23 protein-coding genes are annotated in these 25,663 nt (G+C 46.0%); 8 read left to right on the top strand and 15 right to left on the bottom strand.

The window, feature by feature from the left end; translation table 11 throughout:
* Nucleotides 1-3 precede the first annotated feature (3 nt).
* Nucleotides 4-2,010 (bottom strand): proton-conducting transporter transmembrane domain-containing protein, encoded by a 2,007-nt coding sequence (locus OZ401_RS01550; RefSeq protein ID WP_341468956.1) that lies wholly within the window; start codon nt 2,008-2,010, stop codon nt 4-6.
* A gap of 3 nt (nt 2,011-2,013) precedes the next feature.
* The gene (locus OZ401_RS01555) at nt 2,014-3,093 is read right to left on the bottom strand and encodes a hydrogenase large subunit (protein WP_341468957.1); all 1,080 of its coding nucleotides are present in this window, start codon (nt 3,091-3,093) and stop codon (nt 2,014-2,016) included.
* A 471-nt stretch (nt 3,094-3,564) separates the two neighbouring features.
* Here OZ401_RS01555 and OZ401_RS01560 point away from each other — a divergent pair, with 471 nt between their 5' ends.
* The gene (locus tag OZ401_RS01560) at nt 3,565-4,116 is read left to right on the top strand and encodes a hypothetical protein (RefSeq protein WP_341468958.1); all 552 of its coding nucleotides are present in this window, start codon (nt 3,565-3,567) and stop codon (nt 4,114-4,116) included.
* Nucleotides 4,113-4,811 carry a ribonuclease III gene (rnc, locus tag OZ401_RS01565; RefSeq protein WP_341468959.1) on the top strand — a complete coding sequence of 233 codons (699 nt, stop codon included), beginning with the start codon at nt 4,113-4,115 and terminating at the stop codon, nt 4,809-4,811. The genes OZ401_RS01560 and rnc overlap by 4 nt, the downstream gene beginning before the upstream one ends.
* Here rnc and OZ401_RS01570 read toward each other — a convergent pair.
* The 8 genes from OZ401_RS01570 to rplU all read right to left on the bottom strand — a co-directional run bounded on the left by OZ401_RS01570 (nt 4,808) and on the right by rplU (nt 12,519).
* The gene (locus OZ401_RS01570) at nt 4,808-6,352 is read right to left on the bottom strand and encodes a long-chain-fatty-acid--CoA ligase (RefSeq protein ID WP_341468960.1); all 1,545 of its coding nucleotides are present in this window, start codon (nt 6,350-6,352) and stop codon (nt 4,808-4,810) included. The two genes, rnc and OZ401_RS01570, sit on opposite strands and share 4 nt — an antisense overlap.
* Before the next feature lie 198 nt (nt 6,353-6,550).
* Complete coding sequence (locus OZ401_RS01575) at nt 6,551-8,548, bottom strand: GAF domain-containing sensor histidine kinase (protein ID WP_341468961.1); 1,998 nt, start codon at nt 8,546-8,548, stop codon at nt 6,551-6,553.
* Nucleotides 8,549-8,622: 74 nt separating this feature from the next.
* A complete protein-coding gene (locus OZ401_RS01580; protein ID WP_341468962.1) occupies nt 8,623-9,753 on the bottom strand; it encodes a glycosyltransferase in 1,131 nt (376 codons plus the stop codon).
* A 10-nt stretch (nt 9,754-9,763) separates the two neighbouring features.
* A complete protein-coding gene (locus OZ401_RS01585; protein WP_341468963.1) occupies nt 9,764-10,912 on the bottom strand; it encodes a glycosyltransferase family 4 protein in 1,149 nt (382 codons plus the stop codon).
* Nucleotides 10,913-10,921: 9 nt separating this feature from the next.
* Nucleotides 10,922-11,533, bottom strand: a complete 612-nt coding sequence (locus OZ401_RS01590) for a thymidine kinase (RefSeq protein ID WP_341468964.1) — start codon at nt 11,531-11,533, stop codon at nt 10,922-10,924.
* Nucleotides 11,534-11,636: 103 nt separating this feature from the next.
* A complete protein-coding gene (rpmE, locus tag OZ401_RS01595; protein ID WP_341468965.1) occupies nt 11,637-11,867 on the bottom strand; it encodes a 50S ribosomal protein L31 in 231 nt (76 codons plus the stop codon).
* Between the two features lie 31 nt (nt 11,868-11,898).
* Nucleotides 11,899-12,168, bottom strand: a complete 270-nt coding sequence (gene rpmA / locus OZ401_RS01600; RefSeq protein ID WP_341468966.1) for a 50S ribosomal protein L27 — start codon at nt 12,166-12,168, stop codon at nt 11,899-11,901.
* Nucleotides 12,169-12,201: 33 nt separating this feature from the next.
* The gene (rplU, locus tag OZ401_RS01605) at nt 12,202-12,519 is read right to left on the bottom strand and encodes a 50S ribosomal protein L21 (RefSeq protein WP_341468967.1); all 318 of its coding nucleotides are present in this window, start codon (nt 12,517-12,519) and stop codon (nt 12,202-12,204) included.
* Between the two features lie 424 nt (nt 12,520-12,943).
* Here rplU and OZ401_RS01610 point away from each other — a divergent pair, with 424 nt between their 5' ends.
* Entirely contained in the window at nt 12,944-13,450 is a 507-nt protein-coding gene (locus OZ401_RS01610) for a zinc ribbon domain-containing protein (RefSeq protein WP_341468968.1), read from the top strand.
* Between the two features lie 20 nt (nt 13,451-13,470).
* On the opposite strand, the gene OZ401_RS01615 is transcribed toward OZ401_RS01610, so the two are convergent.
* Nucleotides 13,471-14,244 (bottom strand): glycerophosphodiester phosphodiesterase, encoded by a 774-nt coding sequence (locus tag OZ401_RS01615; RefSeq protein ID WP_341468969.1) that lies wholly within the window; start codon nt 14,242-14,244, stop codon nt 13,471-13,473.
* A 217-nt stretch (nt 14,245-14,461) separates the two neighbouring features.
* Here OZ401_RS01615 and OZ401_RS01620 point away from each other — a divergent pair, with 217 nt between their 5' ends.
* Entirely contained in the window at nt 14,462-15,304 is an 843-nt protein-coding gene (locus tag OZ401_RS01620; protein ID WP_341468970.1) for a bifunctional 5,10-methylenetetrahydrofolate dehydrogenase/5,10-methenyltetrahydrofolate cyclohydrolase, read from the top strand.
* On the opposite strand, the gene purE is transcribed toward OZ401_RS01620, so the two are convergent.
* The 4 genes from purE to OZ401_RS01640 form a co-directional block, all read right to left on the bottom strand.
* The gene (gene purE, locus OZ401_RS01625) at nt 15,301-15,792 is read right to left on the bottom strand and encodes a 5-(carboxyamino)imidazole ribonucleotide mutase (protein ID WP_341468971.1); all 492 of its coding nucleotides are present in this window, start codon (nt 15,790-15,792) and stop codon (nt 15,301-15,303) included. The two genes, OZ401_RS01620 and purE, sit on opposite strands and share 4 nt — an antisense overlap.
* 166 nt (nt 15,793-15,958) lie before the next feature.
* Nucleotides 15,959-17,392: a B12-binding domain-containing radical SAM protein gene (locus OZ401_RS01630; RefSeq protein ID WP_341468972.1), complete on the bottom strand. Its 1,434-nt coding sequence runs from the start codon at nt 17,390-17,392 to the stop codon at nt 15,959-15,961.
* Between the two features lie 222 nt (nt 17,393-17,614).
* Nucleotides 17,615-18,301 (bottom strand): alpha/beta hydrolase, encoded by a 687-nt coding sequence (locus OZ401_RS01635; RefSeq protein ID WP_341468973.1) that lies wholly within the window; start codon nt 18,299-18,301, stop codon nt 17,615-17,617.
* Nucleotides 18,301-19,275, bottom strand: coding sequence for a DMT family transporter (locus tag OZ401_RS01640; RefSeq protein WP_341468974.1), 975 nt, complete (start codon nt 19,273-19,275; stop codon nt 18,301-18,303). The genes OZ401_RS01635 and OZ401_RS01640 overlap by 1 nt, the downstream gene beginning before the upstream one ends.
* A gap of 352 nt (nt 19,276-19,627) precedes the next feature.
* Between OZ401_RS01640 and OZ401_RS01645 the strand changes: the two genes are divergently transcribed.
* From OZ401_RS01645 to OZ401_RS01660, 4 genes are all read left to right on the top strand, one after another.
* Nucleotides 19,628-20,848, top strand: coding sequence for an ArsA family ATPase (locus OZ401_RS01645; protein WP_341468975.1), 1,221 nt, complete (start codon nt 19,628-19,630; stop codon nt 20,846-20,848).
* A gap of 150 nt (nt 20,849-20,998) precedes the next feature.
* Nucleotides 20,999-21,244, top strand: a complete 246-nt coding sequence (locus tag OZ401_RS01650) for a bacteriochlorophyll c-binding family protein (protein WP_341468976.1) — start codon at nt 20,999-21,001, stop codon at nt 21,242-21,244.
* Nucleotides 21,245-21,418: 174 nt separating this feature from the next.
* Nucleotides 21,419-23,149 (top strand): hypothetical protein, encoded by a 1,731-nt coding sequence (locus tag OZ401_RS01655; RefSeq protein ID WP_341468977.1) that lies wholly within the window; start codon nt 21,419-21,421, stop codon nt 23,147-23,149.
* A gap of 24 nt (nt 23,150-23,173) precedes the next feature.
* Nucleotides 23,174-25,582, top strand: a complete 2,409-nt coding sequence (locus OZ401_RS01660) for a hypothetical protein (RefSeq protein ID WP_341468978.1) — start codon at nt 23,174-23,176, stop codon at nt 25,580-25,582.
* Nucleotides 25,583-25,663 lie beyond the last annotated feature (81 nt).

Genomic DNA, 25,663 nt, shown 5'->3' on the forward strand with positions numbered 1-25,663 from the left:
AAATCACCTTGTTAGCAGGAAGATAAAAAGGATTACCACCAAAGCCGCCAGCGCCGCATAAAATTTCTCGGTCATCCATTCCAGCACCCACACAATAAAACCTAGAATTTTAAGACCGATTCCACCAAACCAACCTCCCAAAAAGCCGGTATCGAATATGCGTATTATATAGCGGGCAGTTTGCTGGAAAGAGCTAAAATAATCATTAATGCTCAGGCGAGGTGGGATTTCACCACGCGGGGCGGTAGGTTTGATGGCTTCCGTGCCGATTTTGAAAAAGTCATCATCAAACCCGGCAGGAATGCTTTCCTTGTAAATTTTCAGGCTCTTTTTTTTGCTCTCGCGTCGGCGTTGCGCTTCTTCTTCTTCCGCCCCAAAAAGTAAACCTCCCTGATAGGCAGGGGAGGCATGTACACTGCCAAACTTGAGGTAAATTCCAAATAATACCAGTGCGCCTATTACTACTATTAGCCCCAACCATCCGGTTGAAATAAAATTAGCGTTTACTGTGGGTGTCGTTTCTGCGCTCATCTTGGTTGGGAGTTGCTCTACCCAACCAGAAGCTAGAGATGGAGAAAAACCGCTTATTATCGCGAAGAGTCCGAAAACGCTCGCCATTCCCGGTGGTATCCATGCTACGAGATTGCGCCCATCCACCGTCTGTCTTTCTACGGTCAGAAAGGTTATCAGCCCATTTGAAAGCCCAATTGCCAGTATCATCAAGCCAATCAACGCTACCAATAAGTAAAAGCCATAGCCCTGTGTTGCTAGATTCTCCAGAGTGGTATAGCGCGAAATATAGGCAGGAGTGAGCGGTAAACCCACCGCTACTGCCATTCCAAGCAAATAAAGCGCTATCAATGCGCCTCGGTAGCGGGGTGAACGTTCTAACGGTTTGGGAGTTTCTCGTCCTTTTTTCAACAAAGGCGTATTTTCAATTTGGAGCAAATCTCCGCATAAAAACAGGATTGGAACCGATAAGCTAAGGGCGAAAAATTGCCATGCCGCAGCGTTGAACTGTTTTAGACCTAGCGCAATTATCACAAAACCAAACTGGGCGGAAGCCGCATAAGCTGCTTTGCCTATCAGGTCAGCTTCTTTGGCTACCATCCAACCGCAAGCCAATACAGAAATAGCTCCTACGGGTAATAATAACGGTGAGGCTGCTTTAAATAAGTCTAATCTGTCACCGGCTATGCTATTCAACCGTGCCGGTAAATAGAGCGCTAACGGTAAGATACCACCTGCCATTAGCAGTGCAAATGCGCCTCCCGGCAAGTTTTTAAGGGAACCAGACCAAGCTTGGAAGGGGAATTGCGCGGTTTTAATCATCGCCCCGACCCATACCAGTACAAAGAAAAGTGTTTCGATGGAGGACGGTGAGATTGCAGTATATTGGGTGATGCCACCGTTGCGTGAAACTATCACCAATAAAGGCGCAAGAATAACAAACCCACCCGCAACGCTGACAACATAGGCATAGAAACTGGAACGCGAGGAACTTGCCCCACGCAAACCCGGTCCTGCCAGCAAATAGAGCCATAAGCCTAAAGCTTCTAGCCAACCGTATAACCAAATGAGGTCAGAAGAATAGAAAGCAGCTAAGGCTGAACCTTCTACCAGAAATAGGAGACCATATAGTCTGCCGCCGGTTATTGCTTCGCCTTCTTCGGCGGAAGGTTGCCGAGCTACTAGATAGATGATAACCAAGAAGCCCAAAATCGCCAGTGGAAGGGTGAAGAAGTAGGAGAGTATATCGGCGCGAAAGGCAAATTGTACTTTTGCTTCCGGCAGGGGCGACCAGCTAAACAATGTAGCGGAGGGATTGCCAGAAGCGACTCCAAAACCAAGCGCTATTTGCCCTGCCAGTGTAACCATACTAACCAATACCGCCAGCGAGGCAAGCGCGGCTTGTTCTGTTTCAAAAAGCCAGCCGAAGAAGAAGAAAGCAACGCCTACTATGAGCGGTAAAATGATGCTTATAGGTAACAAAATGTCAAAGGGATTCAAGTGTTACCTTTCTCCACATGCCATGCAATAATCCAGCGATACAAGCAATGCTCCCGCATCCTCAACGTCCTGACCGAGCAACGAGAAGGGTAAAGCAGGCAGGTTACACATTGTAGGGGGGCGTAGCTTTAGCCTTGCTATACAGCCTTTCTCATCCGAAGCAACATAACAAAAAAGTGCGCCTCTCGGTGATTCTACCAGAGAATACACTTCTTTGTCGGGGGGGAAAGCTGCGGGTAGAAGCTGTTCATCCTTCAGGTTGCCTTCTGGCATTTTAAGAAGTGCTTGTCCTGCTAGGTTAAGACTTTCTAGAGCTTCTAGCAAGCGTACTACCAGCCGCGCATAAAGACTACCACTGTTCTGAGTTACTACTCGGAAATCAAGCTCGCCATATGCAGCGTAAGGTTCTGATCGGCGGATGTCATCAGGAATATCACTGGCACGCGCGACAGGACCAACCAACCCGTATTCATCAGCCAGTTCTGCTGATATTATTCCGATATATTCGGTGCGGTGTTCGAGTTGGTGGTTTTCCAGCAATTGGCTAACCGATTCATACACATTCTTACGTAAACGCTCAACCGCGGCTTGAAATTCCATCGGTAATGGTAACGTGCGCATGATTCCACCGGGGATTGTGAAGGTATCATGTATGCGGTTGCCGGAAGCAGCCATTAACTGGCGCACTCCTTCGGCTTCTTCCTCAAGACGGCTGGCAATCAGGCGTTTTCCAAGCATTCGGAGGGTACGTGCAGAATTGGCAAGATGGCTGGCGGCGCGTTCGAGTTCTGCCATTACGGTGCGGATATAGCTGGCGCGAAGTGGGGGATTAAGATCGGCGAGCTTTTCAAGGGCTAATGTTACTGCCAAAGTATTGGCATAAGAGCATTTTCCGCAAATTTGAGCAACCACGCCGGGCAATTGATGCGGCAAAAGGTGAGTCAATAAACCCTCAACCCCACGATGGTTAAAGCCAAGCTCAATTTCGACCTTTTCTATTTTAGTTCCGTGTATTTCCAGCTTATAACAAACAGGTTCATCTAGCGCCGGATGCCACGGACCAATAGGTAACAGGTAGGGCATGGGTTATTCCTCAAGCCGCAATAGTAGCAGCTTGAAATTACCCCGTCAAGTCAACATGAGTTCAAGCGTATCAATTCTGATACAAGCGCAAATAAAAGGCTCGCCTTCTAAAAAGGCGAGCCTTATTTTGTATCAGCAAAGAAAGGAACCTCGTGATTTTAAAAAAAGAAAAGGACTTTGGTTATTTATTACAAAAGTAATTGTATGAAATTGATATAAACAAGTAAAGGTACAGTAGAACCGAATAAGAATGGAATTAATTTAGGCATATTGCACAAAGGCTTGCCTTATTGCACAAAAACACCATATAGTGATAGCTTTCCGGCTTATTTAAGATTCCTTTGGTGAAGCGATAAAGGTTAAAAAATTAGTTTTGACACTTGCCGATTTTGATATTACACTAATTCTATAGAAACCTAATGTCACTAAAAAAATGATGTGATCGGTCATTGGAAAGGAGCGATTTGAGCTATGAGCCAGCCTCAACAACCCCCTCAACCGCAACAACAACCTCCGGTACCCGGAACGCCTCCGCGTACTGCCACTGTTCCACCACCACCGGGCATGTATCAAGCACGGCAGCCTCGCAAAATGATTACCAACGAAGCCGAAAAACGAGAACAAGCCCGCACTCTGATTTATAGCCTTGTTTTCATTGTAGTAGTACTTATCGTTGGTTTTGTTGCCGGTGTAATCGATCAGGCTATACACTCCAGCAGCGCCGACCGCAACCAGAATTATTTCTTGCTAAACGCGCAAGATATTCTACTGATAGTTGCCAGTATGGCTCCTTGGGCGGTCTTATTTTTCCTGATTTGCGTGGCGTGGACTTATATTACTAACCGCTTGTTTACAAAGTGGAATAGCGCGCTGGCAGATGATGAGAATGACGAAGCTTACGGTAAAGGTCTGGTTTACGAAATAGTACACGATAATAATGCAGCTGCAGCATTAGTGTTAATTATGCCTATGTTGGTAATCGCGGTTGCTCTTATCTTTATTGTGATTCTTATCAAGCAGTGATAATTTCAGACGATTTGGTAGATTTGGAGAAGCGGCTTGGGTTGGAATTCAACAACAAAGCCCTTCTTCAGTTAGCTTTAATACACCGCTCTTACTTGAATGAGAAGGGCGGTATGCTTGAGTCTAATGAGCGTCTAGAGTTTTTGGGTGACGCAATATTAGGCGCAATAGTTGCTGAGTATCTTTACCATACTTTCCCTGACCAATCGGAGGGGGGTTTGACAGATTTGCGCAGCGCGCTGGTTCGTCGCGAAACTCTTGCGAAATGGGCTGCCACTTTTGAGGTTGGCGAGTTTTTATTGCTTGGCAAGGGTGAAGCTAATACCGGGGGACGAAGCAGACCGGCTATTCTCTCAGCAACCTTTGAAACGATTTTGGGGGCAATGTATCTTGATAAAGGAATTAAGCAGGTTACCGAGTGGTTGTTGCCGCTGGTAAGTGCAGAATTGCAAGTGATTTTGCAGGAAAATCGCCATCTGAACTATAAAACCCGCTTGCAAGTAGAAATACAGCGGCTCCACCATATTGCTCCGGTTTACGAGTTAATCGAAACAAGTGGTCCAGAACACCATCCCAATTTTGTGGTTGAAGTAAAACTAGGGGATCAGGTTTTAGGGCGAGGGAGCGGTACTACCAAGCAACAAGCTCAGCAGGAAGCCGCCCGCGCCGCCCTAGAGTTTTTGGAAAAATCCTAGTCCAGTGTCCGCAATTCGCGCTTCAGGATTTTCCCGGTAGCGTTCTTGGGTAATTGCTCTCGTCGAACCTCGATATAGCGCGGGTACTTATAAGCGGCAATCCGTTCTCTGCAATATTCCCGCAATTCATCCTCTGATGCTGAAGCATTATCTTTTAGCACCACTACCGCTTTAATTTCTTCCCCATGTACTACATCCGGCACGCCGACCACCGCACATTCTGCAACCGCAGGGTGCGAGTATAGCAATTCCTCGATTTCACGCGGGTACACATTAAAGCCGCCTCGAATGATCATATCTTTCACACGGTCAACGATAAAGAAGTAGCCATCTTTGTCCACTTTGCCGATATCTCCAGTGTAGAACCAGCCATTGCCACGAATACATTCGGCGGTTGCTTCCGGTTTGCGATAGTACCCTTTCATTACGTTGTGTCCGCGAATGGCGATTTCGCCTATCTCTTCGGGAGGGAGTTTTTCGCCCTTCTCATTCATGATTGCCATTTCTACACCCCAAATTGGTATGCCTACCGACCCGGCTTTAGGTTCCTTGAACGTTACATTAAAGGAGGCTACCGGAGAAGTTTCGGATAAACCATAACCTTCAAGTATGTCAAAGTTGAACTCACGTTTCCAATAATTCAGTATTTCAACGGGGATTGCTGCACCACCGCTAGAACACATTCTGAGGCTGGTGAGGTCGTGTTTTTTGCGGTCGGGATGATTGAGTAGGTAGAAATACATTGTAGGTACGCCTGAGAAGATTGTGACCCGGTCGCGCTCGATAATCTCAAAGGCTTTCACCGGATCGAAGCGCGGCATTAAACTCAGGGTACCGCCCACACTAATTATTGAATTCATCACACAGGTCTGTCCAAAGGAGTGGAAAAGCGGCAATGCTGCCAACCCTACATCTTCATTAGACCAAGTGATACCCAGTTCGTGAGTGATGGAACGAACATTCATAAAAATGTTAAAGTGAGATAACTCCGCGCCTTTTGGTTTCCCGGTAGTACCGCTGGTATACAGAATAATTGCGGTATCATCGGAGTTGGTCTGTACAATATCGAAAGAAGGAGAAGCGCTTGCCATCAGTTCGTTGAAACTATAGATGTCGTTTCCTTCGGGTTTAGCAGTATTGCCCGGTGCGTTAACTACGATCAATTTATGGCAGGTTTCAGCCTGACGAAATCCGGGTAAAGCTTCACCCAAAAAGCTCTCCCAGACGAATAAGGCGATGGATTCGCTATCTTCAAGGTGATAGGCAACTTCGTTTGTTTTGAAAAGGACGTTTAAAGGAACAACTACGCCTCCGGCTTTGAGTATCCCATAATAGCAGACAAGAAATTGTGGGATATTGGGCAGCAGCAGGGCTACTTTTTGTCCTTGTTCTAATCCCATGCCGGTGAGGATATTGGCAATCTTGTTCGAAGCACCATGTAATTCGGCATAACTCATTTTAAAGGCATCAAACAGGATTGCATTTCGCGTGGCATTGTTTCGCACGCTCTCAGTTAGCAGCATCGCCATATTGAGACTCATCGTAGTTTACTCCTTTCATTCTCTCAAATCTTTGTATAATCTTAGAATATAAAAACTTGGTTATTGGTCTTGGAATTTGTGGGATATTGTACCTTATTTATGAGGGTTAGCAAATTCTAATACAGTGTTCATTTGTACATAATTGAGGCAGTGTACAGGCAAGCAAACTAGGTGAGCAAAGCTATAAAAGAGGCTTTTTTAATCGCTGAAAACGCGGGAAGCGGGTAAGGTAGTAGGGGTAGTAACGCTGCTTGGCAAAATCACATTAAAGACGCTGCCTTTTCCCAATTCACTTTCGATGCTAATCGATCCAAGCATCATTCGTATCAGTTTCAAACAGATGGTCAAACCCATACCAGCGCCGCCAAAAGTGCGAGTAGTGCTACCGTCCACCTGACGGAAACTCTCAAAGATACTCTCATAATCTTCGCTTGAAATGCCAATGCCTGTATCGATGATTTTGATACTATAACCGGGACCACCACTCGTTGCGATTGCGGGTCCAACTTTCACTGTAACGCCACCATTATGAGTAAATTTAATGGCGTTGGAAAGCAGGTTAGTCAAAATCTGCACCAGTCTTTTCTGGTCATTTTCGACAATTTTGGGGCAATCCTTTTCAATGATACATTTGAATTCTAGCCCCTTAGCTCGCGCTTGCTCAATGAAAGGCTCACAATTGAAGCGTACTACTTCTTCCAGCCAAAATTGTTCTACCATTAAAGTTTCGCGCCCTGCCTCCAGCTTTGCGAGGTCAAGCATATCGTTAATCATACTGAGTAAGCGGCGGCTATTACGTACAACTCGTTCGAGCGGGTCATTGAAAGTTTCGGGGACATCTCCATAGAATTGCGATTGGATCATATCAATGTAGCCCATGATTGAATTCAGGGGCGTGCGCAATTCATGGCTGACATTCGCCAGCAACTCATTTTTCAAGCGGTTGGCTTCTTCGAGGGCTTTGTTTGCTACAGCGAGTTCTTCTTTTTGCTGTTTTATATCTTCAAATCGAATAGCGTTTGAAAGTGCAATAGTGATTTGGTCTGCCAGCGTTTTCAGTAAGATAACCTCATCATCATCGAAGGCGTAAACTCGATCGCTTTGTACTTCCAGAATACCCAAAATATTGCTGGCTTCTCGTAGAGGGATAACAATTTCCGCGCTGGTATCAGGCGTAAACTCCGATTCCTTGTAGCGTTCATCCTGAGTTACATCTTGAACCAGTACCAATTCTCCGTGTCTATAGGCGTAAGTGATCAGGCAATCTTCGTTCAAGGGCACTTCAAAATTACGCTCTATCGGTAACTGACTTTCACCTACTCCAATAGTGAAAAATAAGGAATTTTCTTTTACTAGACCGAGGTTCACACTGTAATAGCCTAGCTTTTTGCGAACTACACCAGTTATATGGTTACAAATATCAGCCACATCTAGCATGGAAACCAGTTCTCGCCCGATTTTATTTAGTGCGGCAAGTTGGTCGGCTCGTCTGAGTTCGCTGAGATAAAGGCGATTTTGTTCGATCGCTAACGTTAAATGATCGGCGGCGGCTTGGCAAAGGCGCAGATCATGCTCGTCAAGAGGTACACCTGTTGATTCAACACAAAGAACGCCTACAATCTCGTTACCTGTGCGAATAAGCGGCACGACGATTTGATAGTGTTTATCTGAATCTGCATCCCGGTCATCTGAATCAGAGATTATTTCAGGTACTAAGGTGGCGTTACCGGATTTGAGAACCTGCCCAAAAACACCTTCAACCATATTGATTTCAGGTTTTAGATTTTGGTAGCCTTGCTGTGCTACTAGTTGTAGGGTATTTTTCTCAAGCAAATAGAGGCAAATCATTGAGTAGCCAAATGTAGTAGCTACTGTATCGACTATATAATGAAGGGCGTTTTCCGAGTCAAAGTTGGAAATTAAGGCACTACGAATCTGGTGGAGTAGCTCAAGCTCTCGGGCTTGTCGTTGCACCAACTCGCTATTATTGAGAGGAGTAACATCAATAGACCTAGAAGGGTTAATACTTGAATTTATTTTAGATTCAATATTTCCTTGCAAATTAGTAATATCAGGTGTCGGTTCAGAACCGGATTCCAGCATATGAAGCCCGTTATCGCTAGAAGCAATATCCTCTATAGTTAAATCCTTATAATCCACTTTAACATGCACTTTATTACACTTATTCAAGATCAAAAGTATATTACCCTATTAATATATGTTAAGTATATCATTAGAACATAACAAAATTGATTACGAAATTTTCAGAATCATTTTAATACATCTTCGTAAATAGCCATAATTCTTTTTAGCATCATTTCTGCACTAAACTCTACCCGCGCTCTTTCTCTACCCTGTGCCCCTAATTTTTGACTAAGAATCGGATTAGTTAGCAGATAGTTACAAGCTTTTGCCAGCGCGGTTGCATCGGCGGGAGGCACTACTAGCCCGGTAATTCCATTCTGATTTACATAACTCGTACCGGTGCCAAGTTCTGTACTGATTATCGCTTTACCGGCTGCCATTGCCTCTATCAGCACTAGCCCAAATGCCTCGCTTCTTTCAGCCGATGGCAAGACAAAAATATCACATGCATTGTAGTAAGCGGGTAGGTCGGCATCGGATACATCCGACAGGAAAGTAACCCGCGAACTCAATCCTAAATCGCGGTATTGCGTGTGTAGCGCATCTTCTACCCCTCCTTGTCCAATGATGAGTAGATGCGCCGGAGAAGGTACTTCTAGCATGCTTTGTAACAAATAATTTAAGCCTTTGTAATAGCGCAAACGTCCTACAAACAATATTAATGGGGCAGGATACCGCGCTTTTATCTGTGCTACATGTGCAGGGTCGGCATGCTGATACGATTCGTTGTATATACCCAATGGAACAACTCGGCATTTAGGTTCAAACGGTTTTAGGTAGGCTGATGTCTGTAAATAGTTAGGGCTGGTGGTGATGATTACATCCGCGCTCTTTAATACCCGACGCATTATCGGCGCGTAAAGGCGCAAAATATTCTTTTGTTTTACCACATCGCTTTGATAGGTTATGACACAGCGGGTTTTGGACTTAAGAATTGAAGCGCTAAGCCAACTAATTTCGCTTAGTGGATAGGGCATTTGCAAATGAATTATATCAGGGGGTGCAGTGAGCAAGCGTTGGTACAGATGTAAGGGATAAAGGGGAGTTAGGGGGGTGGAAGCCAAATGCGCCCAACGTCCGATTTTAGTGACTTTAACGCCTTCTAGCACTTGCTGTTGGGATTTAAAGTTTGAATTTGTAGCCAGCACTTCAACTTCATGTCCGCTTGCTACTTGCCCTTCTGCTAGCAGGCGCACATGATTTTCGATTCCACCGATTACAGGATAGTAATCTTTATAGAGGTGTAATATTTTCATAATGGCTAAATTACACTTCGTTGTAAATTTTGAGGGTTGCTTCCGCTGCTTTTATTAAGCTAAATTCGGCAATTCGAGCCAGTCCATGCTCACGCATTTGCAACATTAACTCGGTGTCATTTAGCATCAGTTCAATTTTATTCGCAATGTCTAGCGGGTCATAAGGGTCAAATAAAGGCACATGTTTCCCGGCTGCCTCAGGGAGACTACCCCGATTCGAGCATATTACCGGCAAACCGCAAGCTTGCGCTTCAAGCACCGGTAATCCGAAACCCTCGTATAAGGAAGGCTGGATATAGAGTATAGAGCAATTATACAACGTGACCAATTGTGTGTCAGATACGTTTCCCATAAAAAGCACTCGCCCTGTTAGACCTAATTCCCCAACTTTAGCTCTGATTTCGGGTGAGTAACGTGGGTCTTCCCGTCCTGCTAGCACAAGTTGGATTGAAGACTCTGGGTAGCGTTGCAAATACAACGTAAAAGCTTCTAGGAGGCGATTCAGGTTCTTGTGGGGCTTGTTAGTACCTGTGAACAGTACATACTGCTCAGGCAACTGCATTTCCTGCCGTAAGCTCCTTATTAGCTCTTTGTTCAGTGGCTGAAATTTCGGCTCGATACCGGGCGCAACTACCCTGATTTTTTCAGGGCTAACCTTGTAAAGTCTGGTTATATCTTCAGCGGCTGAGTGCGACAGGGTGATTATTCGCTGCGAACTAAGGAAGGCAAGGTGCGTGGTGATTTCAAAGGCTAATTGCGCTTTTTTTCCGGGTAACACTCCCGGAACTATTTTTCCGATAAGGTCATAAGCGGTTAGAATAACCGAACATGGCATTAGATAGGGGCGGATATAATAAGGTGCATGCCAGAGGTTAAAGTTGTGTCGCTTTGCCAGCAGTGGTAGTTGCCATTGTTCTGCTGGAGAAAATGGTTTTATCTCGGTAGCTATAATCTCGATACGGTTTTCAGACGAAGCCACTAACTTGGCAAAGTCGTAGGAGGTATTACTGGCGTTACAAATGAGGCTGAAATGAAATGAGGGTTCGGTTAGTCCTGCAAAGCCTGCTGCAAGGTTATAGACATAGCGACCGATGCCCGGAAAATGGGGTTGGGCATAACGACAATCGAGCGCTATGTGAATTTGTTTCCTGCCCGGCATTTCGTGGCTTTAGCGCGGAACTATTTGGTGACGACGGCAACGCGCCTCATAGTTTTCGGTCGCGCCCACCAGAATAATCGGGTCATTGTAACTGGCGGGCTGTCCATTGATGAGGCGTTGGGTACGGCTGGCGGGTGCGCCGCATACTAGGCAGATGGCGTGCAACTTATCAACCTGTTCTGCTTCTGCCATAAGATAGGGCATCGGTCCGAACGGTTCACCTCTGAAATCGAGATCTAGCCCGGCTACTATAACGCGCCTTCCGGCGTTTGCTACTTCGCGGCAAAAGGCTACGATGTCACTGTCGAAGAATTGAGCTTCATCTACGCCGATTACATCGGCTTCAAGGTTGAGGAGTTGGCGCATCTGGGCAACATTGCTAACCGGAATAGCATTGAAAAAAGACCCGGCATGCGAAGCTACTTGTTCTTCAGAATAGCGATTGTCCAACGCTGGTTTGAAGACTTGTACTAACTGGCGGGCGATGGTGGCACGTTTGATGCGGCGAATTAACTCTTCAGTTTTGCCGCTGAACATGCTGCCACAAATAATCTCAATCCAACCACCGCTTTCTTCGCGCTGAACATGTCGTCGCTGCAAATTTGGATTATCTCCGTACAATGGTTGCAATCTCCTGTGTAGCTAAGACAAAAAAAAGGCTGCCGTGTTTATAAATTCGGCAGCCCTTCGTTTTCACAATGACCGATTGGGTCAGAGAATGGCTTTATTTTTTCGCCTTGGCATCCTGCCGTTGCTGGCTAAGACGTTTCATAAAGCGATCGACCTGGCCAGCGGTATCAACGATACGCTGCTCACCTGTATAAAACGGATGGCAATGAGCGCAAAGCTCAACTTTTAATATTCCCTGCCGGGTGCTGCGAGTTTGCCACTGAGTATTGCATGTGATGCATGTGATGGTGGTTTCCTCATAGCGGGGATGTATGCCCTTTTTCACGTGCTACCCCTTTTCCTCTATTGATTATTTACTACTGGGCAGCGACTTCAAGCGGGTAAACGCTTACGCGCTTGCGATCTTTGCTGTCCCACTCAAACTTGACTTGTCCTTGCACGGTAGCGAAAATAGTGTGGTCGCGACCAAGCCCAGTGTTCAATCCGGCTTTAATGCGAGTGCCACGTTGGCGAACAATAATGTTGCCACTGAGTACCACTTCGCCATCAAATTTCTTTACGCCCAGATATTTAGGTTTGCTGTCGCGCCCGTTCCGGGAGCTACCCACACCCTTCTTATGAGCCATCTAAAAGATCCTTCCTTTATAACGGCGAGACAATTAATTGCCCGGCACAATTTCTTCTATTTTCAGAGTGGTGAGGGAGGAGCGGAAACCGGTTTTACGGCGATAACGCTTCTTGGATTTATACTTAAAGATGTATAATTTTTCGCCTTTATCGTGGCTCACGATAGTAGCGCGCACCGCTGCTCCTGTAATTATAGGCGTTCCAACGGTTACTCCCCCATCAGCAGAGATAAGCAGAACTTTCTCTAACTGGACTTCCGCGTTTTCATCGCCCAGCAGGCGGTCAACTTGGATAGTTTGACCGGCTTCGACTTTGTACTGTTTGCTTCCCGATTCAACAACCGCGAACACGGCATTTCCTCCTACCGCCACAATGCACCGATATAGCGCGAGCGGATCGTTTTTTTAGCTTCTTACTTAAAAGTGGGGTGAACTCGATCGTTACCCCAAAGTTCTCTTAATTTAGGCAGACAATTTTATCCTAGTTTTTGGCTGCGAGTGAGTATTATAAGCATTTGACCCCTCTCTGTCAAGTCATTTTTAGACTCTCACATTGTCTGCGCACATTCCTTCCAGGGTGGTTGCAAGAACCGTTTTTAGGGCAATAACCTTCTGCTCCCGCTTGAGAAGAAGAGAGATGGTGAGTTCAAGGGGACACCCCTTGCGACCCCGGCAGGCGTTCCACCAGCACTCCCTTTCCGAACTTGCAACTGCCCTGACATTCTTTCTCCAAAGTATTGTATTCAAACCTATAGGGCAATTATAATAACACTCGATGATTTGTATAAATTGCAAGGAAGAAATACCCGAACAATCCCGGTTTTGTAATCTTTGCGGTTCTGAGCAAGCACCTTTTTTACCCGAAGAAGCACGGGATGGTCACATACCCAAGTTGCCGAAACTTGAGGAATTTGAATGGTTAGAACGTGAAGCCGCGTTAGATCCATCGCTAGATTTTGAAGCACAGCGACAGTTTAGTGGTGCAACCGGGGTAGCTTTTAGCTGTTTAGGTTATATCGGTATTTTTTTTGTAGGGCTGCTGGCGCTAATTCCGGGAGTACCGCTATTGGCTATCGCCGGAATACCTATTGCGCTGTTATTGGGCATCCTGACTTATTTTAACTATGCTCATTTGCAAGAGAAATGGCGCAAAATTCCCCTTATAAAAAATTTGCCCGGTCTAAATGGGGCAAAATTGGTGCAATCTTTCCTTGTAACATGCTATCTGGTGATATTATCCCTGCTATGTCTTGGTTTGATGGTAGTTACCCAACGCCGTTAGAACTACGACTGTTTTTAGCCTTATTCAATGTTTTCTAACACGGCGACCAATTTATCAGGGTAATTGGTGATTATAATATCCACCCCTAGTTTTGATAACCACTCCATCTCCTCCGGTTCATTAACAGTCCAAGTATTGACCTTTAACCCCCTATTGCGGGCACGCACCATATAAGCCTCGTCAATGAGCTTGTAATGCGGGTGTAGGGCGATTGCCCCGGTCATTTCGGCAAGTTGAAAATAGTCGAAATTGGGCGGGTAATTTTCTGGTTTTCCGGTGTAAAGCGCACCGAGTGGAATTGTGGGATTATAGGCGTGCAAGCGCGCAAGCCGGAAAGGGTCAAAGCTGCTGACAATAACTCGATCCACCAACTTGTGTTTCACCACTGCGTCCGCTACCATTCTCTCGATACCATTGTCTGCTTCAAAATTGGGGGTGCTCTTAATTTCAATGTTAAGTCCCAATTTTTGCCCGAATTCTTCTAGTACCTCCTCTAGTGTAGGAATGCGTTCTCCCGCAAATGCTGTGCCAAACCATGTGCCTGCATCGAGTTCTTTCAATTCTGAAAGAGTAAGTTCGGTTGGACGGCGTGCGCCCCCTTTATCGCTGGTTCGCTCAAGGGTGTCATCATGCAGAATTATGGGGATACCATCTGCACTCAGTTGTACATCAAACTCAACCCATTCAGCGCCCTGTTCAAGCGCTTTTTGAAAGGCAGCAAAGGTATTTTCGGGGGCATAACCACAAGCGCCTCGATGCCCACATGCTTTTGATTTAAATAATTCTGTGCTCATATTTATTCTTTCTAAATAATATTTGGAAGAAAAAACTTCAATCTGATTATAGCCGAACTATAATTTCGTGAGCAAACTGCGAAAAAGGACTTTACCGCACTTGAAATACTAGGCTATAATATGGGGAAATCATTATTTCTTAGGGCTTGTATAAACTAAAAGCGGTGAGCTTAGCATGAATGGGTTTGCAGATAGCAGGCCAGGAAACCCGGTTTTATTGGATGGCGCTTCCTTGGCAGATAAAATCCGTGAAGAAATGCAGTATGAGGTACAGGAATTTGAAACAGAGTTTGGACGACCTCCCGGATTGGCAATGCTGGTACTGGGTTCCGACCGTCGGGCTATTGAATATGCCGACCGGGCAAAAAAAGAGGCTTATAAGATAGGCATGCAATTCGGCGCTTATCTATGGCCTTCCGATACAGGCGATCGTGAGTTGCAGTTCTTGATTCGAGAATTGAATAGCCATATCCAGTATGATGGTATCTCAGTTCAAACTCCACTTCCTCCCCATCTAAACTTTGAAGAGATGGTGGTTATGATTGACCCTGCTAAGGATGTGGAGGGGCAACATCCCCTTAACGTAGGCAGGCTATTTTCGAATCTGGATGCGATGGTTCCGCCGCCAGCCGCCGGAGGTTTGGAGTTGTTGCTGCGCTATAATGTGCCACTGACTGGAAAACATGCGGTGGTGGTAGGTAGAAGCCGCATAATCGGTAAACCAATAGCAGATTTGCTGACATTGGCAGATGCTACGGTAACCGTCTGCCACAGTCAGACTCAGGATTTAAAGCATTATCTTAAAGATGCCGATATTGTGGTTGCTTGTGCCGGTGTGCCGGGTTTGATTCACGGTGATATGCTCAAACCGGGCGCGGCAGTGCTGGATTTTGGTATGAATCGGGATGATGAAGATCGGATGGTTGGGGATGTGGATTGGGTCAGTACTTACCCATTAGCAGGTGCAATTTCACCTACGCCCGGTGGTACTGACCCAATGACAATTATGGCGCTTCTGGCTAATACCATAAAGGCAGCGCGTCGCCTGAATCTTAACTAAAGTTTTAAATTCTGGTTTTTCTCCCGCGACATTTTTTCTAACTCCGCTTTATAATCCAACATTTTCTGAAGTAGTACCGGGTCACTGGTAGCCAATATTTGCACTGCCAGTAGTCCGGCGTTTTTTCCTGCTCCAATGGCGACGGTTGCAACTGGGACTCCGGGTGGCATTTGCACTATGGATAATAGCGAATCGAAACCTCGCAATGTCTCGCTCAGCACCGGCACACCGATAACCGGCAAAGGGGTGTGTGCCGCTACCATACCCGGTAAATGGGCTGCGCCACCTGCACCCGCAATAATTACTTTAATGCCGCGCTGGTGGGCGCTTAGGGCGTATTCTGCCATATCTAGCGGGGTACGGTGCGCTGATACAACCCGAATTTCATACGCTACCCCGAATTGGGCGCAAATCTCTGCGGCGGGCTTAAGGGTAGGCAGATCGCTATCGCTGCCCATTATTATTCCAACAAGAGGGTTTGAGTCCATATTACTTCCTTAAAAATTGGTTATGGTCTGATATTGAAATTTTAACTACCTCTATTCTATCAACCTTGTTTTCAAAGGTAAAACATGGAGAACAAGGGAAAGAAGAAACAAAAAGAGGAGCGCACCTAGTACGCCCCTCTGGTTTTTGCTCTGGACAAAAATTTCCTTAGTTCAAGGTTACCTGTGGGGCTGAATTACCCACCGGAAGATTGAATTTCTTCTTCTCGGTTACGATAGCAGCCATTTGGCGGTCTTTTTCTTCAACTTCGTCCCAATGACCGCGCAGTTTCTGTCCGAACTCTTCCAAGTGCTTGTTGGCGAAGCGGAAGAAGTTGAACTCAGGCAAGTGAGCAAGCCGCTTGTCAATGTAACCTGGTCCGTATACTTTTTCATGAATGTGCAGGAAGCCCTCTTTCAAATCTTCGTTGGACATGCCTTTCATGTTGATAACCAGATTATGCGCATCGTAACGTGCCCAGTTCCGATTAAAGATACGACCCTGACTGTTCAAGTGATTATAGAAACTGGTGCCGGGATAGGGCGTTAGAATAAAGAAAACCGGCATCTCGATATGGTTCTCGATGATAAAGTCGGCGGTTTTGTCGAAGCCGTCCGGCTTATCGTGATCAAACCCAAACATGAAATAGCCCTGAATACCGATGTTGTGGTCGTGGATCATCTGGATAGTTTCAGAGAATTGGTCTACTTGGTTAATTTTCTTGTTAACTTCAAGTAGGCTCTCTTGGTTGATGCTTTCAAGACCAATACCGAATAACTGGCAGCCACTTTCTTTAGCCAATGCTAGAAATTCAGGGTCACGCAATGAAACTATCGAAGCTTGTGCGCTCCATTCGACATCTAGTTTGGTAAGCGCTTCCAGCATTTCACGGGTGTGTTTGCGTTTAGGCCAGATATTGTCGTCTACAAAGGAGATATGCAACTTGCGTTTGGGTGCGCCGGGCATATCTGGGACTTCGTTGAACCACATCTCTTTGAACATAGCAATTTCTTCCAGCAGTTGGCTAACCGAGCGTTCGCGGTAGCTCTTGCCGTAGAGGTCAGGCACGCTGCAATAGCTGCAAGTATGAGGGCAACCGCGGGATGATTCGATTTGAATCATTGCGGAATAATCCTTACCTTTTACCAAATCGTAACGAGGGATAGGGTGATTACCCAGCGCGGGTAAACCATCCGATTTGTAGTAACGTTTTAGTTGCCCCGCTTCAAAATCTTTGATAACTTCAGACCAAACTGGTTCAGCTTCGCCTATTACAATGGCATCAGCTTTCATTGAGGCTTCGCTCGGCAATACTGAAACGTGGGGACCACCCATTACCACTTTAACACCGCGTTTGCGGTATTCCGCCGCTATTTGATAAGCGCGCGGCGCTAACAAGGTACGTACTGCAATACCAACCAGGTCTACTTGCTCATCGAAATCGATTTTTTCCCCAATACGCTCATCGATTATTTTTATATCCCAATTATCGGGAGTTAAAGCAGCTAATAATGTTAAGCTTACCGGATAGGTTGTAAGGTTGCGGGGCTGTAAATGCCACACTAGCGACTCGGATTCAGGCCATATAAGATTCAGCCGCATATCAATTTCCTCTCTCCGGGCGGGAAAGCCGCCCCCTGATGCTAACTTTAAAAATTACTGTTTATTTTTCATCAGGTATTATCAAGAATTATAGTCAGGCAGCACTACAACCCGATAAACCGATGTAATCGGCAAGCACATAGGAAAAAAAGTTAACGGGTTTATGCCTGATAGCGTTGATTCAAATTATTGCGGAAAGAGGGGAAATAGCAGTAGTTTCAACTACAGGATGCGACTTAAGAACGATTCTATCTCATTTAGTTCTTCGAGACTTATCTGGTGGTAGCCGGGAAATTCGAAATAAGTCACCGGCACTCCGGCGTGTTTCAGGGTAATTTCGCTGGCGCGTCCGGCTTGTACCGGTATTACCTGATCGTAGGTGCCATGTGCTATCAAAACCGGCATTTTCAATTGTGCCGCCTCTGCGATTACTTTTTCCAGTTCTGGTAAGCTTTGAGGGTCATCAGCCGGAAGGAGGCTACTGAGGGCAATTAATCCGGCTAAGGGTTCATTGTTGTGGCGATAGCGCAAACCACCTTCAAAGGTGAGCATGCCCCCTTGCGAAAAGCCGCCAAGTACAACTTTAGAAGCGGGCAAATTGTAACGTTCTAGCAATTCGTTCAGCAGACTATTGAGCAAAGGTCGCGCTTTTGAGGCGCGTTTGGCAAAATCGCGGAAATTCATATCAAGGTTAAACCAGCCGAAAAGCGCACCGGGAACCGGAACCGACCCAGTTGGAAATACAAAGCGATAGCGTTCTCCCTGCCCGATTACTTCACCGATGTCGAGGTAACTTTCGCCCCAATCTCCCCAACCGTGTAGAATCACCACCAAAGGGTAATCACCCGGTTTAGTAGGCTCTAACGCCACGCATTTTAGACCAGCCGCTTCAAACCTGACAGTTTCCATTAGCTCCTCAGTATCAATTTTCGTATTCGGCTAAAACTTAGAACTCGGCGATAGATTAACATTCCCAGAATGATGAGAATACCACCTAGAAGTTGCCAAATCACTATCTGTTCGCTTAGCACCAACGCCGCCGCTACTACACCGAGAAATGGTTGCAAGTAGGAATAAAAAGCGGTTCGTGGGCCACCTAGGCGTTTCACACCAAAATACCATAGAATGTTGGTTAAAACTACTGCTCCCAACGTAGCGTATATCAATTCCACCCAAATAATTGCCGGGAGGTTAGTTATTGCATCTATATTAATCTGAGGTAAGCCAAATGGCAAGAGCATAACTGTACCCATAAGCGTTATATAGGCGCCCAATTTGGTGATAGAGTAGTGCCGCATCAAAGGGCGCAAAATGACGGTATAGGCTGCCCATGAGAAAGCAGTAAGAATTGCCAGAAAATCCCCAAACCAACCTCCTGATAGATGCGCACCGGGCGCAGTCAGTACGATCAATACTACCCCTGCCAGTGAAATCGGCAAACTCTTCCAGTAACTGGCAGTGGTTTTTTCCTGCTTTAGCATCCAAGCAATTAGCACGGCAAAGGTCGGAGTAGTTGCCATCAGCAACGAAACTTCCGAGGCGCTGGTATTGGATAAAGCATATACGAAAACCACTTGGTTTAGAGTGATACCGCACAGTGCGCAGAGAATCATCAAGGGGAGATGCTTAAGTTGAATTCGTAGCGAACGCTCTCGATACAAGAATATGGCAAACATTATAAGCCCGGCAACTGTAAAGCGCAGAATTGAAACTGCCAGTGGATTTAAATATTGCAGAATTGACTTTATTAGTGGTACATTTAAAGCCCAGATACTGACACAGACGAGTAATAAAAAATCTGCGAAAGTGAAGCCTTGCACTGAAGCTTGTGGGATGCCAAGCTTTTTTGTCGGGATATCGGTAGTTGAGACAGAACTAGCCAAAGAAAATATAGCCTTCCCGTGATACGAAGTTGTTCATGATAGTGTATTATAGTAAAAACAAATGATATTTTGTTAAATATTAGCATGGTTGGATTTAGATTTGTCTAGGCTACATGGCTGATTTTTAGGGCACTGTGATAGGCTTCTGCCAGGGTTTTAGGTGTAGTAAATGCTACAGACTAGCCATACCCTGCGTGTTACGATTAATTCAACCTAAAGACCAACCATAGGTAGTAGGTCTATATGCGCCACCTTCTTACTAACCATACAAAGCATTTTAGCCATAAGTAGGTAGGTTGGCATTTCTGTTGTTGCTCACTCAACTTAGCTTTTTAGGAAGAGATACAAACAGATGCGGATTATCATCTTTACAGGTAAGGGCGGGGTTGGCAAAACTAGCGTAGCAGCTTCTACTGCCGCCAAAGCAGCATCACAAGGTTATAAGACTCTTGTGATGAGTACGGATCCTGCACATAGTCTTGCGGATAGCTTTGACATTGACGAGTTTCTTGGGCCTGAACCGCGAGAAATTGCGCCCAATCTATTTGGACTTGAAGTAGATATTTATGATGATCTACGAGATAACTGGGAAGTAGTTCGCCAGCACTTTGCTACCCTGATGAGTTCACAGGGCGTTAGCGGTCTGCTTGCGGATGAGATTGCCATTTTACCGGGTATGGATGAGTTATTCAGCCTCGTCCGGATTAAAAAGTATTTTAAGAGTCGTGAATATGATGTATTGGTAGTAGACTGCGCCCCTACTGGTGAAACACTACGTATGCTCAGTCTGCCTGAAACCTTGAAATGGGCTATTAAAGCACTGAGAAATACTGAGAAGTATCTTGTAAAACCAGTGTTACGCCCTCTTTCTAAGGTGTCTCCTCTCAGCAAAGTAGTTGCGCCGGAAGAAGTATTTACAACTATTGATAACATGTTCTCGGAACTGGAAGGGTTAACCGGAATCCTATCCGATACCAAGGTAACCAGCGTTCGTTTGGTGATGAACCCTGAAAAGATGGTAATTAAAGAATCACAACGCGCTCTAACCTACTTGGGAATGTACGGTTTGATGGTTGACAATGTAATTGTAAACCGTATTTTGCCCGCCGATAAAGACAGTGGTTACATGAATCGTTGGAAGACTATCCAACAGAAGCACTTAGTGGAAATCCATGATAGCTTCGTACCACTACCGATTCGGCATGTACCAATGTATCAGCAGGAAGTGGTTGGTCTTGAGTTCTTAACCCAGATGGGCAACGACATCTACGGCAACGAAGATGCTACCAGTTTTATGTATACCGAACGTCCTTACGAGATTTACAAGAAGGGTGTCGGCTACGAATTAAAGATGTATCTGCCTTTTGCCAACGAAGAAGCGCTTGATCTGTGGCACAAAGGCGATGAACTGATTGTACAATTGGGTAATCAGCGCCGCATCGCGACCTTGCCGGTAGCAGTAGCCGGAATGGAAGCTGGCGCAGCTGAATTTGAAGGGCAGTATCTGATTGTATCATTCTCACCTGCTACTAACCCAAGCAAAGCAGAACCGGCTACTTCGGGTGTTAAGTAACAGGGTATTTTGAACAAATCCGCCGCAAGGCACTTTTATATAGCTACACGTACACGGCTTGATAATTCTTTAGGCAGGTAAAGGGGCTAGAAGTAGTCTCTAGCTTGTCCAACCCGCAACAATCTCACTTTTGAAGGGAGGTGAATTTGGATGGCAGGTTTGGTTGCAAGAGTTGCGTCTGACGCAGCTGAGTTCTTTGAAGTACAGAGCGATGGCTGGTGGATGTGGGTCGCAGGTATGCTGCGCACCACCGGAGACGCGGTAGAGCGCATTTGTGCTAATACTTGGGGCGTATCCAGCGGCGGTCGGGTTCCCCAGGTTGAAACTCCTGTTGTTGCTTCCCCTGGTCGTTTCCGGGAGAAACAGATCGAGTCGCGCTTTACTAAGCTCGGCTAGAACTATGACGAGTAACGAGATAAACATGAAAAGTTGGGGTTGCCTAGCCAAAAGCTAAACAATCTTTACCTGAAATGCTCGTTACTCGTTATTTGTCATTTAGGTACTTACAATCTCACTTCTCACTAACTGTAGTTCTGCCTTGCTAATGGCAGCTGAAAAAGGATTAGTCCGATGAGTAATGATTTGCGACCCCGGGCAATTTCGGGCGATATTCTGGTAGGCACAAATAGTAAATGGCACCATATCCAGCAGGCATACCAACTGGGCATTATTGACCCGGATGATATTGTACTGGGCTTCTTCGATGGTGTGTTTTTCGATGAGGCTGGTAAACGTGTAGGTGGTCTGGCGCTTAGCGATTTCATACTCATAACTAATACGCGCGTTACCCTCTGGATGCGCGATCAAGTAAAAGACTACGTTGATCACTTTCCCCTTTCCCATGTATTTGTAGCTGAAAAGTCTCAAAAAGACTTGCTACATGGGACTTTACGCCTCACTCTTTTAATGCCTGAAGTTGATATTACAAATAAGACCAAAGAGCCTTCCAGAGTAATTTTATCTTTTGATTTTATCCCCCTTCCCGATTTGTCGCTTCTAGCCGATATGCTGGATGTACTTGGTAGCGCAATGCGCGATATGGTTGAGGGTGGTGCTGGTCCTGTAGATCGTGCTCAGGCAATTCTTATTTTGTTCCAGAAGGTTTTTATCAGCAAATTTCAAGCCCCGGAATCTGCTCAAAATAACGGTTTGGGAACTGCCAACGGCAATGCCTCCAACGATTTTGCCGCTGATGGTTCATCCGGGAATGGCTTTGACCCCGGTATGACTCCATTACGACGGTTGGATGGCTTTGATGAGTCTGCTCGCCCAATGGGTAATCAACCTCCTGCGCCTAAATCATCAAATGGTTACGGCTACACGAATCCAAATGAAGCGCGCCTTTTCCAGACGGGTGAAGCACCCTCATATTCTCCATACAATCAGGAAGTTCCATATCCAAAAAATCCCAATTCTGCAAATGATATGAATTGGTCAAATGGACAGCAATACGCTGCCTCCTCTCGCTTTAGTGGCGGGATCCGTCAGCGTCGTGGCGCAGGAGATACCGGGCAAGGCGATTACCAAGCGCAAACCCCAAAAGGTGAAATACCACCGGAGAGTATTTATATGATGGGTAGGGTAGCGCGCACTGCTTGGGATGGGTTAAGCAAAATGCGCCAAGAGGCTGAATCTAGGGCGATGCCTGCTCTTCAATCACTGCGCAATAGCGGGTTCAATCTCAAGGAGATGACCGAGTTTATAACTGCTGCTAATGGCTTGATGGAAACGGTTAGCAAAAACCCAGCGGCGCGTGAGTTAGCGATGGCTTTTATAAATAAAAGCACGGGTGGCTTGTCGTTCGGGAATAGCAACAAAAGCAATGAGGAACGTCGCACCCCCAAAGTTGAAAATGTAGATGACGATGATGACAAAGCCCCTTCATTACGAACAATTCCTCTAGCAGGAAAAGCATTGAAGGTGGAACGCCGCACATCCGGCAAACCTTCCAACATTACATCAGTACACTTGTCGGAAAAGGAATCAAGACCGGTTTCTGTTGAGAGCGGGGAAACTCCTACCTCTGAAATGGCGAGTGTATCTACGGAGCAGTTGTCTAACTCTGTTAAAGCTAGTGCCGGTGATGAGTCAAATCCAGAACCCAAGAAAGTCAAAAGACTTCCGATTCGTAGGAAGGGTGTTTCAACTGCTGAAGAGTTTATGTCCGAATCCGATACAGAGTACAACACTTCAGTAGGTGTGAAGACAGATTTGTCAATTTTTATGACAAATAATAATCAATATGATAAGCAGGAAAACCAGGCCACTCTTGCAGTATCCGATGGTCCGGCTCTTAATTGATATAACCCTCAAGGAGAGTTCGATATGACGCAGGATGTAAAAAATCTGGGCGATGCCGGATTGCAAGGTATTCAACTACCTACCAGTATTTACATAGGAAAAAATGTAGTTCGAAGGCATGTGCTGGAGTTTTACAAACTTGCGGCAGCCCATAAGCTTCTAGCGCAAGGCGCTCAAGTTCTAGCAGTATTTGACTGTGTGGTACTGGAACAGCATGGTGGTCGTCTTGGCTCTTTTACCCTGCATGATTACGCGGTACTTACCACTACTAACCTCATTACATGGGGTAGGGGTCAGAACCGAGACCTAGTTGACAGGTTTGAGTGGTCGGATGTGGTTCTTGAAAAATTCGGAAGACGTAGCCCTCTCGAAGGCATGGTTAAAGTTTCAAATCGAACTCGCTCGGCAGTTTCAAAACGAAGAATAGCAGTTCGTACCAAAAACGAGAATGTTGACGAACCTATTCCTCAATTTGAAGGTGCTGACAAAGAAACCGGAATAACCCTGTATCTAGACTTGATGCCGTTTGATGATGTACGCACTTGTGCTAGCATGATTTATTTCCTAAGCAATAAAGGTGGTGAAACACCGGGTATTGACGCCTTTAATGCAAAATTCAAGTCGGAGTTGGCGGAATCCACCGAGCGTTTGACTACTATTGCCAATGCAATGAAGTCATTCTATGTCCAGCAAGCTAACGGCGTTTGGATAGAAAAAGGTTATACCGAAGAAACGGAAATGCTCGAAAGATTATCCGCTAGTGCAGCAAGCAAGGAAGAGTCTAACAAAAATAAGGATTCCAAATTACGTAGAGGCTATGTTTCTCCTTATAAGTTGGGGAAGGGTGGTGTTGCTCCAAAAACGCGTACGCCCGTAGCTACCCCAAAGGTTGCAGCTTTACCTAAAGTGACATCGGTTAGTAAGACTACCAGTAGTGCAGATGAGGACTGGTTTTATTCAGATTTTGGCAAGCTTGATAAAAAAGAGAGTAGCCAGCCAGTAGCCAGTGCTATAAGCACGCCAGCGCCAAAACCAGCACCAACCCCTCGTGCTGCTACCCCGGTTCGCTCAGCTAAACCGGCAGTAAGACCAACTCCTGCGCCTAAAGTTGCAAAGGTAAAGGAAGAAAAGCCAGTAGTATCAAAGAATGAAAGAACTGTCGCAATGCCATTTGGTGTATCACTCGGTATGGGTGCACTTAATCTTTTCACGTTCAGTCGAATCATTCGGGGGTTATGGCTTGACCCACGCACTTTAGGCTTACGAATATCGGGCATTAGCGGTAATTCTGCCTTGCTTATGGATTTATTTGGTACGGTTGCCACTGATGCCGATGCCCGTCAAAATGCGATTAATCGTCTGCGTAGCAACATTGATAATGGTCCAATCGCAAAGAATGTTATCTTGCATTATACGATTTATCCCTTCCTGAAGCCGGTGTTGGATGCTGTTGCTTCCCCGGAAATAGATCGGGTTATTCGTAAGGTTAAGGTACGGGCTGTTGAACAAGTTGCTGCTCCGGTTAAAAACCCTGTAGAAAGCAAGCCAATTGCAACAACTGCCAAAGTTCCGGTAGCAAAGCCGGTAGAAGCGCCAAAGCCAGTTACTCCTGTGCCAGTGGTTGAGGCTGTAAAGCCAGTAGAGGCGCCGAAACCAGCAGAAGCGCCAAAGCCAGTTACTCCTGCTCCGGTGGTTGAAGCAGCCAAGAAGGTAGAGCCACCAAAACCAGTGGAAGCTCCGAAGCCAGTTACTCCTGTGCCAGTGGTTGAAGCTGTAAAGCCAGTAGAGGCGCCGAAACCAGCAGAAGCTCCGAAGCCAGTTACTCCTGCTCTGGTGGTTGAAGCAACCAAGAAGGTAGAGCCACCAAAACCAGCAGAAGCTCCAAAGCCCGTTGCATCCGCTCCGACCGTAGCAGCCGTAAAACCGGTAGAAGCCCCGAAGCCAGCGGAAGCTCCAAAGCCAGTTACTCCTGCTCCGGTGGTTGAAGCAGCCAAGAAGGTAGAGCCACCAAAACCAGCAGAAGCGCCAAAGCCAGTTACCCCGGCTCCGGTGGTTGAGGCTATCAAGAAGGTAGAGCCACCAAAGCCAGCGGAAGCGCCAAAGCCTGTAACGCCCGCTCCGACCGTAGCGTTTGTAAAGCCGGTGGAAGCTCCGAAGCCAATAACCTCTTCTCCGGTGGTTGATGCTGCAAAAAAAGCAATGGAAGCTAAACCAAATGAAGCGACTAGTCCGGCTGCTAAAACGCCAGAGAAACCAAAAGTTGAGGAGAAGTTGCCAGTACAGCAACCTCCAAAAGTAGATGCTGCTGGTATTGAAGGGACAGACGCAACTACAAAAATAAATATTTCTGCCCCTAAAGTAACCGACCCGACTGCTTCGCTTGGTAAAGAAGACGAGAAGCCACCTGAACCAAGTAAGCTAGATAAAATTTAGCCCCTTGCCCCTTCCTGAAACTAATGGGAAGGGGCTTTTTTTACCTTTGATCTCAAAAACTAACCGCAATCAATACAAATA

Source organism: Candidatus Chlorohelix allophototropha, assembly GCF_030389965.1.
GTDB lineage: Bacteria > Chloroflexota > Chloroflexia > Chloroheliales > Chloroheliaceae > Chlorohelix > Chlorohelix allophototropha.

What these genes read in the sequence shown, in the direction of transcription:
- OZ401_RS01560 (WP_341468958.1), top strand. Translation starts at nt 3,565, where the DNA reads ATGAGCCAGCCTCAACAACCCCCTCAACCGCAACAACAACCTCCGGTA.
- OZ401_RS01555 (WP_341468957.1), bottom strand. Translation starts at nt 3,093, where the DNA reads ATGCCCTACCTGTTACCTATTGGTCCGTGGCATCCGGCGCTAGATGAA.
- OZ401_RS01580 (WP_341468962.1), bottom strand. Translation starts at nt 9,753, where the DNA reads ATGAAAATATTACACCTCTATAAAGATTACTATCCTGTAATCGGTGGA.
- OZ401_RS01585 (WP_341468963.1), bottom strand. Translation starts at nt 10,912, where the DNA reads ATGCCGGGCAGGAAACAAATTCACATAGCGCTCGATTGTCGTTATGCC.
- OZ401_RS01615 (WP_341468969.1), bottom strand. Translation starts at nt 14,244, where the DNA reads ATGAGCACAGAATTATTTAAATCAAAAGCATGTGGGCATCGAGGCGCT.
- OZ401_RS01660 (WP_341468978.1), top strand. Translation starts at nt 23,174, where the DNA reads ATGACGCAGGATGTAAAAAATCTGGGCGATGCCGGATTGCAAGGTATT.
- OZ401_RS01570 (WP_341468960.1), bottom strand. Translation starts at nt 6,352, where the DNA reads ATGAGTCTCAATATGGCGATGCTGCTAACTGAGAGCGTGCGAAACAAT.
- OZ401_RS01645 (WP_341468975.1), top strand. Translation starts at nt 19,628, where the DNA reads ATGCGGATTATCATCTTTACAGGTAAGGGCGGGGTTGGCAAAACTAGC.
- OZ401_RS01630 (WP_341468972.1), bottom strand. Translation starts at nt 17,392, where the DNA reads ATGCGGCTGAATCTTATATGGCCTGAATCCGAGTCGCTAGTGTGGCAT.
- OZ401_RS01635 (WP_341468973.1), bottom strand. Translation starts at nt 18,301, where the DNA reads ATGGAAACTGTCAGGTTTGAAGCGGCTGGTCTAAAATGCGTGGCGTTA.
- rpmA (WP_341468966.1), bottom strand. Translation starts at nt 12,168, where the DNA reads ATGGCTCATAAGAAGGGTGTGGGTAGCTCCCGGAACGGGCGCGACAGC.
- OZ401_RS01610 (WP_341468968.1), top strand. Translation starts at nt 12,944, where the DNA reads ATGATTTGTATAAATTGCAAGGAAGAAATACCCGAACAATCCCGGTTT.
- purE (WP_341468971.1), bottom strand. Translation starts at nt 15,792, where the DNA reads ATGGACTCAAACCCTCTTGTTGGAATAATAATGGGCAGCGATAGCGAT.
- OZ401_RS01655 (WP_341468977.1), top strand. Translation starts at nt 21,419, where the DNA reads ATGAGTAATGATTTGCGACCCCGGGCAATTTCGGGCGATATTCTGGTA.
- OZ401_RS01650 (WP_341468976.1), top strand. Translation starts at nt 20,999, where the DNA reads ATGGCAGGTTTGGTTGCAAGAGTTGCGTCTGACGCAGCTGAGTTCTTT.